The organism is Streptomyces sp. NPDC102406 (genome assembly GCF_044765725.1).
Taxonomy (GTDB): Bacteria; Actinomycetota; Actinomycetes; order Streptomycetales; family Streptomycetaceae; genus Streptomyces.
The window spans coordinates 842793-858341 of record NZ_JBIWKP010000002.1 but is presented as its reverse complement, the minus strand read 5'-3'; the positions used below and the strand labels follow the sequence as shown (position 1 = coordinate 858341).

The following is a 15549-nucleotide window of genomic DNA, read 5'->3' as shown; positions in this document are numbered from 1 at the left end:
CGCGGGACCGGTGGGAGTGGCGCGCGGGGCGGGGCGTTCAGACCGCGAGGACCTGGATCCCGGTCTCCTCGAACCGGCCGAGCATCTCCTTGTCGGCCGCCGTGTCCGTGACGAGGATGTCGACCTGTGCGAGGTCGCAGATCCGCGCGAACGCCCGGTGGCCCAGTTTGCTGGAGTCCGCCGCGACGACGACGCGCCGCGCCCGCTCGCACAGCAGCCGGTTGATGGCGGCCTCCGCCTCGTCGTGCGCGGAGGCGCCGTGCGTGACGTCGAGGCCCACGACACCGAGTACCGCCGTGTCCAGCGTGACCTGGCCCAGGACGCCGTCGGCGAGCGGGCCGATCAACTCGTAGGACTGCGGACGGGCGACGCCACCGGTCAGCACGATCTTGAACTGGGGGCGCACCGCCAGCTCGTTGGCGATGTTCAGGGCGTTCGTGACGATGGTCAGCGCCGGGGTGCCCGAGGAGAGGTCGGGCCGGACGGCGAGCGCCCGCGCGACCTCCGTCGTGGTCGTCCCGCCGGTGAGGCCCACCGCTTCGCCGGGGGCGAGGAGTTCGGCGACGGCCTTGGCGATGCGCTGCTTCTCGGCGGCGCCGAGGGCGGTCTTGTAGCGCAGGGGGAGTTCATAGCTGACGCCGTGCACGACGGCGCCGCCTCGGGTGCGCACCAGCATCTGCTGCTCGGCGAGCTGGTCGAAGTCGCGGCGGATCGTCGCCGCGGAGACGCCCAGCTCGCTCGCCGCCTCCTCCACGTCGAGGCGGCCCCGCTCGACGAGCAGCTCCAGGAGGGACTTCCAGCGGGCGTCGCGGGACATCCGCGGCCTCCAATCGTCGATCGGCTCAGACGGACCGACCTTAGCCGTTTGCGCGTGAATGCTTGATACTGATTGAAAGCTCGCTATATCTTGCAGGAACAAGCATCTGCGGCGCGTCTGCGTCGCACGGCGGCCAGGGGAGTGGATACGGCGTGAGCCATGTCGAGAACGAGCTGAACAGCCAGCCCGAGTGCTGGACGCGCGCCGCCGCACTGGCGCCCGCGCACGAGGCGGCGCTTCCGGTGAAGGGGGAGCGCGTCGCGATCGTCGGCTGCGGCACCTCGTGGTTCATGGCGCAGGCCGCGGCCGCCCTGCGGGAGCGGGCGGGACTGGGCGAGACCGACGCGTTCGCCGCGTCCGAGTTCCCCGCCGGGCGAACCTACGACCGGGTGGTGGCGCTGACCCGGTCCGGCACCACCACCGAGGTCCTCGACCTGCTGGCCGCCCTCAAGGGCACGGTCCGCACGACCGCGATCATCGGTGACCCCGACACACCCGTCAGGACGGCCGCCGACGACCTGGTCGTCCTCGACTTCGCCGACGAGCGGTCCGTGGTGCAGACCCGCTTCGCCACCACCGCGCTCACCCTGCTCCGCGCCCACCTAGGACTCCATACCGAGCAGGCCGTCGCCGACGCGCGCACCGCGCTCACGCAGCCGCTGCCCGAAGGGCTCGTGGAATGCGGCCAGTTCACCTTCCTCGGCCGCGGCTGGACCGTCGGCCTGGCCAACGAGGCCGCGCTGAAGATGCGCGAGGCGTCCCTGTCGTGGACCGAGGCGTACCCGGCGATGGAGTACCGCCACGGCCCCATCAGCGTCACCACCGCGGGCACCGCCACCTGGATGTTCGGCGAGGCCCCCGAGGGGCTGGCCGCACAAGTCGCCGCGACCGGCGCCCACTGGGTCGAGGGCCGCCTCGACCCCCTGGCCGAACTCGTCCGCGCCCAGCGCCTGGCCGTCGCGGTCGCCGCGCGCCAGAACCTCGACCCGGACCGGCCCCGCCACCTCACACGCTCGGTGATCCTCTCCGCCGACTGACGACCGCCCCGCCCTCGCCGGCCTACCGCCGGCCACCGGAAAGGAGGGGGCAGTGCCCCTCGCAGCAACAGGGACGCTCGTCGGCGCCGCGGCGGACCGGCGCGGTGCCGTCGCCGCCTTCAACGTCATCACGCTCGAACACGTCGAGGCCGTCGTCGCGGGCGCCGAGGCCGTCGACGCGCCCGTCATCCTCCAGATCTCCGAGAACGCGGTCCGCTACCGCTACGGACGCCTCCTGCCACTGGCCCGGGCCGCGGCGGCCGTCGCCGAACAGGCCCGGGTCGACGTCGCCCTCCACCTCGACCACGTACAGAGCGACGAGCTGCTGCGGCAGGCCGTGGACGCCGGATTCAGCTCGGTGATGTACGACGCCGCACGCCTCTCCTACGACGAGAACCTCGCCGCGACCCGCGCCGCGGCCGACTGGGGCCACGCCAACGGCCTCTGGGTCGAGGCCGAACTCGGCGAGGTCGGCGGCAAGAACGGGGCCGCGCCGCTCGACGCGCACGCGCCCGGCGCCCGTACCGACCCGGGGGAGGCCCGCGCGTTCGTGACCGACGCCGGGGTCGACGCCCTCGCCGTCGCCATCGGCTCCTCGCACGCCATGACCACCCGCACCGCCACCCTCGACCACGACCTCCTCAAGCGGCTCGCCGAGGCGCTCGGTGCGTTCGGCGTGCCGCTCGTGCTGCACGGCTCCTCCGGGGTGCCCGACGACGAACTGGCGACGGCCGTGCGCGGCGGCATCGCCAAGGTCAACATCGGTACGGCGCTGAACATCGCGATGACCGCCGCCATCAGGGAGTTCCTGGCGGCGCACCCGGACGCGGTCGACTCCCGCACGTATCTGACGGTCGGGCGCGAGGCCATGTCCCGTACCGTCGGCGAACTGATCACGGTCCTGCGGGGCTGACGGCGGCCCTCCGCGGCTCCCGCTCCGTGGCCCGGGCGGAGCCGCGGGGTTCGCCGACCGGGCGGCCCGTGTTCACCGGCTACCATTCCTGACCGTGATCAGGGCGAGGAGTTGCTGATGGGCGGCAGGGCGGCCTCCGGGGACGGGGACCACACGTCAGGCGGCGGGCCCGCGCGGCCACCGCGCCTGGAACGGGGCCGCGGCGCGCTCGGTCCCGCGCTCGAACTCGTCCACACCGGGCGGGCGCCGACCCGCGCCGTCCTCACCGCCGAACTCGGCGTGACCCGCGCCACCGCGGGCGCCGTGGCCGCCGAACTCGAAGCGCTCGGCCTCATCCGGATCGACGCCAGGCCGAGCGCCGCCGCCGGTTCGCAGGGCCGTCCCTCGCACCGCCTGTCGGTCGCCGAGGACGGCCCTGTGGCCCTCGCCGCGCAGGTGCACGCCGACGGGTACCGCGCGGCGCTCGTCGGACTCGGGGGCCGCATCGTCGCCACGACCCCCGGCTGCGAGATCATCGACCCCGACCCGGCGGACGTGCTGCGCTCGGCCGTGGAGGCGGGCGTGCGGCTCCTGGAGTCCACCGGCCGGCGCTGCGTCGGCGCGGGGCTCGCCGTGCCGTCCGCCGTCGCCGAGCCCGAGGGCACCGCCCTCAACCCGCTGCACCTGGCCTGGCCCGCCGGGTCCCCGGTGCGGCAGATCTTCGCCGACTGCGTGCGCGAGGCCGACCTCGGCATCCCCGCCTTCGCCGCGAACGACGTCAACCTCGCCGCGCTCGCCGAGCACCGGCACGGCGCCGGGCGCGGCGCCCGCGACCTGCTGTGCGTCGCCACCGGGCACCGCGGCGTCGGCGGCGCCCTGGTCATCGACGGCCGTCTGCACACGGGCAGTGCGGGCCTCGCCCTGGAGGTCGGGCACCTCACCGTCAACCCCGAGGGCCGCCCCTGCCACTGCGGCAGCCGCGGCTGTCTGGACGTCGAGGCCGACCCGTTGGCCTTCCTCGTCGCCGCGGGCCGCACCCCGGACTCCGACGCCTCGCTCCTGGAACAGGCCTACGGCTTGCTGCGCGAGATCCCGGACGACCTCGGGGTGCGCGGGGCCGTCGAGACCCTCGTCGACCGGCTCGGCCTCGGCCTGGCCGGTCTGGTCAACATCCTCAACCCGGACCGCATCATCCTCGGTGGGCTGCACCGCAGCCTGCTGGAGGCGGCCCCCGAGCGGCTGCGCGCCGTCGTGGCCGACCGCAGCCTGTGGGGGCGCAGCGGCGGCGTCCCCATCCTGGCGTGCACGCTCGACCACAACAGCCTGGTCGGCGCCGCCGAACTGGCCTGGCAGCCCGTGCTCGACGACCCCCTGGGCGCCCTCACGGGCACCTGAGGCGGCAGAGGCTCAGACCGGCGCGCGGGCCCGCCGCGGCTCCGTGGTCACCGCGACCGTCTTCTTCCGACGCTCCGTCAGATCCGGTACCAAAGTGGCCGTTCCGAGGACGGCGAGCCCCAGTCCGAGCCAGAGCGGGGCCCGCAGCCCGTACGCGTCGATGGCGACGCCGCCCACCGAGGTCGCCACGACGATGCCGAACGTGATGAACGAGGTGTGCACGGAGTTCACGAGCGCGCCCGCGTTCGCCCTGCGCTGCACCCGCACCGCCATCGCCGGGTTCATGGTGACGCCGACGAGGCCGATGCCCAGCATGCACAGCACGGCCGCCGCGCCGACCTGCGCGAGGAGCGCGAAGCCCAGCAGGAAGAGGGAGTTGAGGGCCAGGCCGACGAGCAGCACCGTGAGCGTGTGCCGGTCGGCGAGCCGTCCGACGACGATGTTGCCGACGACGGTCGCCGCTCCGTACGCCACGAGCAGCAGCGGCACGGTGCCCGCGCCGAAGCCGGAGATCCGGGTGAGGATCGGGTTGAGGTAGCTGAACGCGGCGAACGTCGCGCCGATCACCAGCGTGCTGGTGGACAGTGTCAGCCACAGCCGGGCCGACCTGAACACCCCGAACTCGGCGCGCAACCGTCCGGCGCTCCCGTTCATCGGCAGGTCCGGTACGCCGAGGGCCGTCGCCGCCGCGGCGAGCACCGCGAGCGCCGAGACGACCCAGAACGCGGCCCGCCAACCGAGCCGTTCGCCGACGTACGTGGCCAGGGGCAGCCCGAGCAGGGTGCCGAGCATCAGCCCGTTGAGCGCCACCGACACGGCGCGGCCCCGCACCTCGGGCCGGGTGAGCTGCGCGCACAGGGCGAGCGCGACACCGAAGAAGGCTTGCGAGGCGACACCGGTCACCAGGCGCGCGGCGAACATCACGGCGTACGTCGTCGCTGTCGCGGCGAGCACGTTCCCGGCGAGGAAGACGGCGAACAGGAGCAACAGGGCGCGTCGTGGCGGGACCTTGAGAAGGGCCACGGTGAGGAAGGGCCCCCCGAACGCCATCGCCGTGGCGAACGCGGTGATGAGATAGCCGATCTGCGCGATCGTCGCGCCCAGGCCGTGCGCCATCTGCGGCATCAGGCCCGCGACGACGAACTCACCGGTCACCATGGCGAAGATGCCGAAGGCCAGAACGTAGACGGCACGGGGCATGAGGCGGTCCTCCGGGGGACGCGGTTTTGGATAGACCAGTACAAAATTGGGGCATGAGCGGGCGGGGCGTGCGCCGGTTCTCGGGTCGCCGCTGGTCGGGAAGGGGGCTCGGGTGGGGTCAGTGCGAGAGAGCGTCGAGGGCGATCCGCGCGGTGGACTCCAGGGCGGTGCGGTCGGCGCCGCCCTGGCCCTGGACGCGCATCCCGCCGATCACGGTGTTGAGGTAGCGCGCGAGTTCGGCGGGGGAGCGGCGGGAGGCGATCGTGCCGTCCCGCTGTCCCGCGGAGACGGTGGCCGCCAGGGCGGCGAGTCGCACCTCGAGGTCGCGCTGGATCGTCCGGGCCGTCTCCGGGTCGCGCCCCGCGAGCTCCACGGTGGTGTTCACCGTGAGGCAGCCGCGGCTGCGGCCGTCCCTGCGCGTGCCGATCTCGGTGTCGACGATCAGCGCGAACAGGGCGCGGAGACGGTCGAGCGGGGCCCGCTCCGCGTCCTCCAGGACGGCCATCTGGTCCGCCGTCGTGCTCTCGATGTAGCGGGTCAGTGAGCGGAGGAACAACTCGTGCTTGCTGGCGAACGTGTTGTAGATGCTGCTGCGGCCCAGGCCGGTGGCGGTGCACAGGTCCTGCGTGGAAGTGGCCTCGTAGCCGTTCTCCCAGAAGGCGTGCATCGCCGCGTCCAGGGCCCGCTCCTCGTCGAACGTCCTCGGCCGGGCCATGGGAGGACCGTACCGGTTTTGGAACGCTCGGTGCAATACCGGCGGCTCCGCTCGCGGCCGGTGCCGTCTGCCGGGGAGATCGAGCCGGCGTGTCACCGCCCGGTCAGCCTGCGACGGCCGACCGGGCGGGAGCGCGTTCCGACAGGGGCCGCTCGGGCGTGCCGGCGCACAGGGTGGCCGTCGCTCCGTAGACCGGTGGCGGCGGTGGGGTCGCCGCCGGGGAGGGGGCGGGCAGGGTGAACCAGACGACCTTGCCGTCCGCACCGTGCGGGCGCACCCCCCAGCTCTCGCTGACCGCGGCGACCATCGCGAGACCGCGACCGCAGGTCGCGAACGAGTCCGTGGCGCGGACCACGGGGAGCCGTGGGTCGTGGTCGTACACCGAGAGCGTCAGCCGCTCCTTGAGCAGCTCCATCTCGACGGTGCACATCTTGTCGGGCTCGGCGTGTCGGTGAACGTTCGTCAGGAGCTCGGTGATGCCGAGTTCCGCGAGGTCCACCAACGGATCGAGATGCCAGTAGCGCAACTGCGCCGATACGATTCTGCGGACCTGTCCGATCCGCGACGGCAGGGCTTGGAGCTCCACCGTGCAATGCCTGCTCGGCTGGCTGATCACGGCTGCGACTCCCCGAATGAGGTCGGAAGAGGACGAGAACGGATCGAGCGGAGCGATCACGCGTGTGGCAGGACCGCCCGCGGTTTGTCCCGGCGGGCTGGTTCGCAGCGTGATCGCCGGTGCACCCTGAGTAGTGATGTGTGACCAGCGTGGCCCAGGGGGTGCGGGCGTGCAACCGCGGCGGTCACCGTCCGTGCGGGAGACGTCAGGACGTGCGCGCCGCGGCGCTGCGGACGGCCTCGATGAACGTACGGGCCGTCGGCGGCCCCGTGTCCGTGCTGCGGCCGCCGAGCCGCAGCAGGTACCGCCTGCCCTCCACGTCCGCCGTCGCACGGTCCTCGGAGCCGAACCAGGGCTTGCTCGCGCGGACTTCACGCAAGGGCGCGCTGTCGATCTCGCTGCCGTAACTCGTGAGCAGTTCGAGCCTGCCGCCCGCGATCCGGACCTGCCCGGCCCGGGTCAGCGAACGCAGCCGCCGCCCGATCCGCACGCCCGTCGCCGTGAACTCCGGCTCCGCCATGCCTTCTCGCCCCCTCGTATGCGTTCGTGCGGTGCAGTCTGCATGCACCTGGCCAGGAGCACCAGTACGCATGTGGACGCGGTGTGAAGCAGTGGGCGCATCCGGAATGTGCGCCCCCTCGCACTGGCGTTCCTCGCTGTGCCAGGCGTGCCTTTGAGTCGCCCAAAGGCATGTTTATGCAGGTGAGAAGCGTGCGGAAGGTGTCTATGATCGAGTCGTCCGGTCATCTCCGACCGGGTTCGCACCGGTTCGGTCGGCACCCCCTTGCCGTGGAGTCCCGCCCGGCCCGAGGTGCGCAGCGACCAGAAGGAGCCGCGCGGTGAGCATGATGCAGCAGGGCCGTCCCCAGGGCGCGACCACGCCCGGCGAGCCGATGCCGACGCTCGACGTCGACCGCACGGACGCCGCGTACCGGACCTGGCTCAAAGAGGCCGTGCGCAAGGTCCAGGCCGACAGCAACCGGTCGGCCGACACCCATCTGCTGCGCTTCCCGCTCCCCGAGCACTGGGGCATCGACCTCTATCTGAAGGACGAGTCGACGCACCCCACCGGCAGCCTCAAGCACCGCCTCGCGCGCTCCCTCTTCCTCTACGGGCTGTGCAACGGCTGGATCCGGCCGGACCGTCCCGTCATCGAGGCGTCGAGCGGCTCGACAGCCGTCTCGGAGGCGTACTTCGCGAAGCTGATCGGCGTGCCCTTCATCGCGGTGATGCCGCGTACGACGAGCGCCGAGAAGTGCCGACTGATCGAGTTCCACGGCGGCCGCTGCCACTTCGTGGACGACTCACGGCGGATGTACGAGGAGGCGGCGGCCCTCGCCTCCCGGACCGGCGGACACTACATGGACCAGTTCACGTACGCGGAGCGGGCAACGGACTGGCGCGGCAACAACAACATCGCGGAGTCGATCTACCGGCAGATGGAGCTGGAGCGCTACCCCTGCCCCACCTGGATCGTCGCGACGGCCGGCACCGGCGGCACCTCCGCGACCCTCGCCCGCTACGTGCACTACATGCAGCACGACACCCGCGTCTGCGTCGCCGACCCCGAGAACTCCTGCTTCTTCGAGGGCTGGACGACCGACGACCCCGAGGCGACCAGCGACTGCGGCTCCCGTATCGAGGGCATCGGCCGCCCCCGCATGGAGCCGAGCTTCGTACCCGGCGCCATCGACCGCATGATGAAGGTCCCCGACGCGGCGAGCGTCGCGGCCGTCCGCGCCCTGGAGCGGTCCATCGGCCGCAAGGCGGGCGGTTCGACGGGCACCGGCCTGTGGAGCGCGCTCAGGATCGTCGCGGAGATGGTGGCGGCGGGGAAGAAGGGCAGTGTGGTCACGCTGCTGTGCGACCCGGGCGACCGCTACCTCGACAAGTACTACTCGGACGACTGGCTGGAGCGACAGGGTCTGGACATCCGCCCCTACGCGGAGACCATCGACCTGCTGCTGGCGACGGGGAAGTGGCCCGGCTGAGGGCCCGGCCACCGCGACCCGGGGATTAGTAAGGGCAGTTGAGCGTGCGCCTCACACGGAGATGAGGCGCCGCTCCAGCGCCCCCACCGCGCCCCCGAACGCCCGCCCGAACCCGCCACCCCCCGTCCTGAGCACCGCCCGCACCGGAGCGGCACCGTCCGCCGCCAAGGTCCACCGCACCCGCACCCCACTGTCCAGCGGCCGGGCCGGTGTCACCGCCGAGAACCACCGCGGCCACCCCGCGACGTCCTCGGCGACGGCACGGTACAGGTCCGTTCGTGTCCGACCAGCTTGTTCCGCTTGCCCGTCAGGTTCCCTGTTCCGAAGGAGGGGCCCTCACCACGCGGCGCCCACCCTGACGGGCGGCCCGTCAGATGTCCGTACCGGAATCCGGCTCACCGGCGACGACGAGCCGCACATGCTCACTGACCTCGGCGCGCGCCTCCACCGGCAGCCCCGCGTCGGTCACCAGCGTGTCCACCTGATCGAGGGAGGCGAACGAACTCAGGCCCACCGTCCCCCACTTGGTGTGGTCGGCCACGACCACCACACGCCGCGCGGACTGCACGAGCCGCCGATTGGTCTCCGCCTCCGCCAGGTTCGGCGTGGACAACCCGGCCTCCGCGCTTATCCCGTGGACCCCGAGGAAGAGCACGTCGAAGTGGAGCGCCGCGATGGCCTGGTCGGCGACAGGCCCCACCAGCGAGTCGGACGGCGTACGCACCCCGCCCGTCAGGACCACGGTCGCCGCGCCCTGCCGCGTGCCCGCACTGCGCTGCGCCGCGTGGAACACATCGGCCACCCGCACCGAGTTGGTGACCACCGTCAGATCCGGCACGTCGAGCAACTGCTGCGCCAGCGCGAACGTCGTCGTCCCCCCGGACAGGGCGAGGGCGGTGCCGGGCGCGGCCAGCGTCGCCGCGGCCCGCGCGATGTCCTCCTTGGCGGTCAGCTCCAGACCCGACTTCGCCTCGAAGCCCGGCTCGTGCGTACTCGCCTCGACGACCGGCACGGCGCCGCCGTGCACCTTCTCCAGGACGCCCTGGCGGGCCAGCGCGTCGAGATCGCGGCGCACCGTCATGTCGGACACGCCGAGCTTCCTGGTCAGCTCGTTGACCCGGACCCCGCCGCGGCGGCGGACCTCGTCGAGGATGAGGGCGCGGCGCTGCTCCGCGAGGAGGTTCTGATTCTCGCTCACGTCCCGTCGGATCCCTTCGCCGATCCCGCCTGCCACACGCTGTGCTCTGCTGCGTCATCCTCGCACGGGCGCCCGGCGGCCGGAGCACCGCCCGCGCGTACCACCAGCGCATCGGTGCCACAACGATCGGGGAGATTACGTGACGGAGGATGCGCACGAGCGTCCTGAGCCGGGATCCTGGGGACCGTCGGGAACGGGGGACACACATCATGGCGGCTGAGCACCACGCGACGACGGCGGCGGACGAGACCGCCCTGGAACTGCTCGTCCACGGGGTCGGGGGCACCACACCGCAGGAGATGCTCGACGACCCGCGCACGGTCCGGGTGTCGGGCGACGAGACGGCCGCGGTCTTCCGCCGTGTCGAGGACGCCGACGCGGAGAGCAGGGCGCAGGACTACCGCGGCAAGCCCGTGCCCGAGGCCTATGTGTGGTGCAACCTCACCTCGGGCAACGGATCACGGGCCCTGTGGCTCCTGCTGCTGCCCTTCATGGTCGTCAACCTCGCGCACTGGATGCGCCCCGACGCCCTCCGCAGATCCCGCGCCGTCCGCTTCTACGGCCTGCTCGTCCGGCTGACCGGACTCACCCTCACCGTGCTCTTCGTCGCCGCGGCGTGCGAGGTCGCGCTCGATCTGACGGCGTGGCAGTGCGCGGGCACCGCGGCCTGCGGCGAACGGCGGGCGTGGCTCGGCTTCCTGTCCGTGGACGCGCACGGCACCGGCGGGTGGTGGAGCCAGCCCGGCCGCCGCCTCGCACTCGCCGCGCTCGCGCCCACCGCCCTGACCGCCCTGCTCTGGTACCTCTCCCACCGCACCTGGAGCGCGTACGAGTCCCAGCTCCCGCCGGGTCACGAACCCGAGCCCGACGACGGGGAGACGAGCACCGCCCTCGGCAAGCCCGGCTTCTGGTACGGGCGCCGCCTCGTCGCCCGGCTGCGCGCCGCGCACACCGCGGCGGGCCTGCTCACCGTCGCGGCGGCCGTCGGCACGTCCGCGGCCCGCCACGACCGCGCCCCCGGCGGCCCCCCGCTCCTCGACGTCCTCGGATGGGCGCTCGTCGCCGCCCTGCTCGCGGGGGCGCTGCTCGTCGTCGGCGTCGTCGTCCACCGCGGCCGCAGCGAGAACACGCTGGACGTCACCCTGGACCGGGTGCTCGTCCGCGCCCTCCCGTACGGTGCGCTCGCCCTGCTCGCCCTGAGCATGCTGTACGCGGGCTGGTCCCGACCCGGCTGGCGCTCCTTCGGACGGCTGCCGGGCGACGCGACCTTCGGGGCCATCGCCCTCGCCGAGGGCGCCCTGGTGGTGGCCCTGGCCGTCGTCGCGAAGGCGATCTACCGCACGGCCCCCGACCGCCGAACCGCCCTGCGCGGCCTCGGCGGCCCGGCCACCGCGATGCTCGCCTGCGCGCTCGGCGGCGTGATGTCCGGCGGTACGGCGCAGCGCGTCGCCGACTGGCTCGACGGCACCAGCGGCCTCATCAAGGGGCCGCCCGTCCTGCTCTCCTGGCAGGCGTCGATGATCCCGCCGCTCCTGGTCGTCCTCGCCGTCCTGTGCGCCGCACTGGCCGTGCGCACCGCACGCCTCAAGAAGCGCGAGAAGGCGAGGGTCCCGCTCGACTACCACCTCGACGGCCGGCCCGCCGAACACACCGAACCCTCGGACGCCGCCCGCACGGACCGCATCGCGGGCACGCGCGCGCGTGCCGCCCTCACCGACCGGGCCCCCCTCATCATCGGCGTCGTCTCCGCGGTCACCCTGCTCCTCGGCGCCCTCGCGGTGGTCGGCGCCTGGACGACCCACGAGGTACCGGGGACGGCGGCCGAGGGCACGTACTCCGTCGTCCAGGGCGCGGCGGACACCGCTCAGGCGCTCGGGTCCTGGCTGATCGGCGTCGGCTTCCTGCTCTTCGTCACCTGGGGGCGACGCGCCTACAAGGACCCCTCCGCCCGCCGGACCATCGGCATCCTCTGGGACGTGGGCACCTTCTGGCCGCGTGCCGCGCACCCCTTCGCGCCGCCCTGCTACGCCGAGCGCGCCGTCCCCGACCTGACCTGGCGCATGGCCGCCTGGACCCGTGCCACCGGCGGCCGGCTCATCCTGTCCGGCCACTCACAAGGCAGCGTGCTCGCCGCCGCTGCCGCCTGGCAACTGCACCCGTCCGTACGCAAGCGGGTCGGCCTGCTCACCTACGGGTCACCGCTGGAGCGTCTGTACGGGCGCTGGTTCCCGGCGCACTTCGGGCCCGCCGCTCTCGCGTCCCTGCACCGCCAGGTCGACTGCTGGCGCAATCTGCACCGCAGGACCGACCCCATCGGCGGCCCGATCGGCCTGCCGGGGGAGTGCGGTCCCCAGGTCGACCACCCGGCGCTGCTCGACCCGCTCGCCTACGGCCGCACCGAGCGACACCCGCTGCCCGCACCGATCCTGGGCCACGGCGACTACCGGGCCGACCCGGTCTTCGCCGAGGAGCGGGCGCGGCTGCTGGCCCGTCTCACCCCGGGCGTCCCGCGACCGCGGCCCGAGGACGCGCCTCAGACCAGGGGAGGCAGGTCGTCCGGGTAGAGGAGCGTCAGCTCGTCCGTGCTGGGCTCCGCGACCTGGGCGACCCGTCCCGCGTGCCGCTCCACCATCGACTCGAACGTCTGCCGGGCGGTGCGGCCGTTGCCGAACGCCGGGCCCTTCGGGAGCGCCGTGAAGTACGTGAGCAGGGCTTCCGGCGTCCCGGCGGCGAGCCGGTACTCGTGCTCCTCGGCCTGCTGCTCCACGATGCGCAGCAACTCCTCGGGCACGTAGTCGGAGAAGGTGATGGTGCGTGAGAAACGGGACGCCACGCCGGGGTTGACCGACAGGAACCGCTCCATCTCCGCGGTGTAGCCCGCGACGATGACGACGACGGAGTCCCGCTGGTCCTCCATCAGCTTCACCAGCGTGTCGATCGCCTCACGGCCGAAGTCGCGCCCCGAGTCCTCGGGGGACAGGGCGTACGCCTCGTCGATGAACAGCACGCCGCCGTGGGCGCGCTGAAAGGCCTCCTGGGTGCGGATCGCGGTCGAACCGATGTGCTCGCCGACCAGGTCGACGCGGGACACCTCGACGAGATGCCCCTTCTCCAGGACGCCGAGCCCCGCCAGGATCTCGCCGTACAGCCGCGCCACGGTGGTCTTGCCGGTGCCGGGGGAGCCGGTGAAGACCAGATGCCGTCGTACGGACGCCGCCTTGAGACCGGCCTCCTGGCGTCTGCGGCCCACCTCGATCATGTCGGTGAGCGCCCGCACCTCCCGTTTGACGCTCTCCAGCCCCACCAGGGCGTCGAGTTCACCCAGCACGTCCTTCGAGCTCCGCGACGGCTCCGCGACCGCGGCCGGGGGCGTGGTGGGGCGCTGGTCGGGCACGGCGGTGAGCAGCCCGACCGTCTGGGTGGCGGTCTGCACGGCCGGTTCCGGGGCGGAGGCCGCCGCGCCGGGGCGCGGGCCGCCGCTCTCGTCGCTGGTGCACTCCTCCACGAGGGGGCCGTCCTCGGCGAACTCGAACCCGGCGCGCGCGCACCGTTCCGTACGGCACTTCTTCAGGGTCGTGCGGCAGCCGTCGATGACATGGAACCCGTAGCCGCCGCTGCCCGTGACACGGCAGCCGGTGAAGCTGCCCCGGCCGCCCGCGGACACGTAGAACCCGGCTTCGGCGGGCGAGGTGACCGTGCAGCGCTCGATCGTGGGGTCGGCGCCCTTGGTGACGATGACGCCGGTCCGGGTCGCGTCCACCGTGCAGTTGGCGAGGGTGCCGCCGCTGCCGTGGTCGCGGAACCAGGCCCCGGTCGCGGCCTCCCGGATCCGGCAGTCGTCGAGCTGCGCGGTCGCCCCGTCGCTCACCGACACGGCGGTGTTGCGCACCTGGCTGAGGTCGCTGTCGACGACGTCGACGCGGGAGCCGCGGTCGAGGACGAACAGCGCGTCCGGCACGTCGTGCACCCGGCACGCGTCGAGGACGGCGGTCGCGCCGTCGCTCACCCACACCGCCGGGTAGTCGCCCGTACTGTCGAAGATCTCGCACTGGTTGGCGTCCACGCGCGTGCCGGGGTCCCACACCGACAGGCCGTTGCGCCCGAACTGGCGCACCGTGGACCGGGTGAGCGTGAGCACCGAGCGGGAGCGCAGGTCGATCGCGTTCTCCGGGATGTCGTGGATGCGGCAGTCCGCGAGGGTGAGCACCGCGTCCGTGTCGAGCGTGACGCCGTCCGCCGTCGTGCGGTGCACGTCGCAGTCGGTGAGGTGGGCCGCGGCCCGCCCGGTGATCTGCACGCCCGAACCCTTGACCTCGTACACCTCGCACCCCACGGCCTCCAGGCCGCTGTGCTCACCGGTCGCCGACAGGCCGGAGCCGGAGGTGTGGTGCACCCGGCAGCGCTCCAGGCGGGGGTGCGCGCCGCCGCGCACCGCGACCCCGGCCTGCCCGGCGGCGACGACCTCGCACTCCTCGAACACGCCGCCCCCGCCGTCCAGTACGGCGATGCCGATGCCCGCGGGGTTGTCCACGGTGCAGCGCCGCACGGTCGGCCGGGCGCCGCCGCGCACCTCGATCCCCGACGCGGACCGGGTGACGATCCGGATGTCGACGAGTTCGGGGGCGCCCTCCTCGACGAGCAGTGCGGGCGCCGCCGCGTCCTGCCCCTCGACGTGCAGGTCCTGCACGGTCGCGGAGGCCCGCACGGTCAGCGGCACCCCGTCGACGGGCGCGATGCGCACCGACCCGGAGGAGCCCTCGGGGCCGCGCAGGGTGACCGCTCGCTGCACGACCAGGTTCTCCCGGTACGTCCCCGGGGCGACGGTCAGGACGTCTCCGTCACCGGCGGCTTCCAGGGCGGCGGCCAGCGACGCGTACTCTCCCGTGCGGCGCCGCCACCGTGATGTGCCGGTGTGTGTCACCTGGACCGTGCCCTGTGCCATGGCGCTGATCTGCCCCCACCTCGTCGTACGCGGGTCGTCTTCACGCCCTGCCCGGCGCTTGTCCTGCGAAAGGTGGGTCCACCGTAGCGTGCGCGGAGCACGGGGGTTGACCGCAGCCGCAACCCTCTCAACTGCCGGTGCCCGTGCGGCCCCAGTCGGGGCCCGTGATGTCCCAGGCGCGGTCCAGGCGCGCGTAGCGGCGACGGACCATGCGCCAGACGACGAGGCGGCGGGTGCCTTCCACGAACCCGGCCAGGGCGGCGGCGGCGCCGGCCCCGGCGAGCACCGCGTGCGTGGTGGCGGTCGCCCGGTCGAGGGGGCGGCCCACGACATGGCCCTGCCGGTCGGTCCACAGCGCGAACGTGTCGCCCGCGCGCGGGGACGTGAGCCTGGCGACGACCCGGTCCCGGTGCGCCGAACCGTCCGGCGCCGTCCAGGTCGCCACGACCCGGCTGTGCGCGTCGCGCGCGGTGGAGGTCTCCGGATCGGGGTCGAGGGGCGGCTGCGACACCTTCTTGACGACCGTCGCCGTGATCTCGTGCCGCCGCTCGTGCTGCTCCCGCACGGAGCGGTACAGGGCGTCGCGGGACAGGGACCCCGCGACGACACCGACCGCCGGTGCGGCGACGACGACGAGGACCAGCGCGACCAGTGCGACCCAGGCCTCCGCCAGGTCCGTCGCGCGGCGCAGTGGATTGTGGCGCCAGCGCCAGAGGCCGGTGACAGCCCGCACGGACCGCACCCCC

At 73.4% G+C, this 15549-nt stretch carries 13 protein-coding genes; 5 read left to right on the top strand and 8 right to left on the bottom strand.

Going from position 1 to position 15549, the window contains the following annotated elements:
* Positions 1-37 precede the first annotated feature (37 nt).
* Positions 38-817 (bottom strand): DeoR/GlpR family DNA-binding transcription regulator, encoded by a 780-nt coding sequence (locus ACIRF8_RS12505; RefSeq protein WP_404213792.1) that lies wholly within the window; start codon positions 815-817, stop codon positions 38-40.
* A 152-nt stretch (positions 818-969) separates the two neighbouring features.
* Between ACIRF8_RS12505 and ACIRF8_RS12500 the strand changes: the two genes are divergently transcribed.
* The 3 genes from ACIRF8_RS12500 to ACIRF8_RS12490 all read left to right on the top strand — a co-directional run bounded on the left by ACIRF8_RS12500 (position 970) and on the right by ACIRF8_RS12490 (position 4141).
* Positions 970-1854 carry an SIS domain-containing protein gene (locus ACIRF8_RS12500; RefSeq protein WP_404213790.1) on the top strand — a complete coding sequence of 295 codons (885 nt, stop codon included), beginning with the start codon at positions 970-972 and terminating at the stop codon, positions 1852-1854.
* 52 nt (positions 1855-1906) lie between these two features.
* Complete coding sequence (locus ACIRF8_RS12495; RefSeq protein ID WP_404213788.1) at positions 1907-2767, top strand: ketose-bisphosphate aldolase; 861 nt, start codon at positions 1907-1909, stop codon at positions 2765-2767.
* 117 nt (positions 2768-2884) lie between these two features.
* Complete coding sequence (locus tag ACIRF8_RS12490; protein ID WP_404213786.1) at positions 2885-4141, top strand: ROK family protein; 1257 nt, start codon at positions 2885-2887, stop codon at positions 4139-4141.
* A 12-nt stretch (positions 4142-4153) separates the two neighbouring features.
* Here the strand turns inward: ACIRF8_RS12490 and ACIRF8_RS12485 are convergent, their stop codons facing one another.
* From ACIRF8_RS12485 to ACIRF8_RS12470, 4 genes are all read right to left on the bottom strand, one after another.
* Positions 4154-5341, bottom strand: coding sequence for an MFS transporter (locus tag ACIRF8_RS12485; protein WP_404213784.1), 1188 nt, complete (start codon positions 5339-5341; stop codon positions 4154-4156).
* Positions 5342-5459: 118 nt separating this feature from the next.
* Positions 5460-6056, bottom strand: coding sequence for a TetR/AcrR family transcriptional regulator (locus tag ACIRF8_RS12480; RefSeq protein ID WP_404213783.1), 597 nt, complete (start codon positions 6054-6056; stop codon positions 5460-5462).
* Positions 6057-6159: 103 nt separating this feature from the next.
* Positions 6160-6672 (bottom strand): ATP-binding protein, encoded by a 513-nt coding sequence (locus ACIRF8_RS12475; protein WP_404213782.1) that lies wholly within the window; start codon positions 6670-6672, stop codon positions 6160-6162.
* Positions 6673-6877: 205 nt separating this feature from the next.
* Entirely contained in the window at positions 6878-7192 is a 315-nt protein-coding gene (locus ACIRF8_RS12470; RefSeq protein ID WP_404213780.1) for a hypothetical protein, read from the bottom strand.
* A 328-nt stretch (positions 7193-7520) separates the two neighbouring features.
* On the opposite strand from ACIRF8_RS12470, the gene ACIRF8_RS12465 reads away from it, so the two are divergent.
* On the top strand, positions 7521-8663 hold the full coding sequence (locus ACIRF8_RS12465; protein ID WP_404214269.1) for a PLP-dependent cysteine synthase family protein: 1143 nt from the start codon (positions 7521-7523) through the stop codon (positions 8661-8663).
* 370 nt (positions 8664-9033) lie between these two features.
* Here the strand turns inward: ACIRF8_RS12465 and ACIRF8_RS12460 are convergent, their stop codons facing one another.
* Positions 9034-9861, bottom strand: coding sequence for a DeoR/GlpR family DNA-binding transcription regulator (locus ACIRF8_RS12460; RefSeq protein ID WP_404213778.1), 828 nt, complete (start codon positions 9859-9861; stop codon positions 9034-9036).
* 209 nt (positions 9862-10070) lie between these two features.
* On the opposite strand from ACIRF8_RS12460, the gene ACIRF8_RS12455 reads away from it, so the two are divergent.
* Positions 10071-12425 (top strand): hypothetical protein, encoded by a 2355-nt coding sequence (locus tag ACIRF8_RS12455; protein WP_404213776.1) that lies wholly within the window; start codon positions 10071-10073, stop codon positions 12423-12425.
* Here ACIRF8_RS12455 and ACIRF8_RS12450 read toward each other — a convergent pair.
* The gene (locus ACIRF8_RS12450) at positions 12395-14803 is read right to left on the bottom strand and encodes a right-handed parallel beta-helix repeat-containing protein (protein ID WP_404213774.1); all 2409 of its coding nucleotides are present in this window, start codon (positions 14801-14803) and stop codon (positions 12395-12397) included. The genes ACIRF8_RS12455 and ACIRF8_RS12450 overlap by 31 nt on opposite strands.
* 127 nt (positions 14804-14930) lie before the next feature.
* Positions 14931-15536 carry a hypothetical protein gene (locus ACIRF8_RS12445; protein ID WP_404213773.1) on the bottom strand — a complete coding sequence of 202 codons (606 nt, stop codon included), beginning with the start codon at positions 15534-15536 and terminating at the stop codon, positions 14931-14933.
* Between the last annotated feature and the right edge of the window lie 13 nt (positions 15537-15549).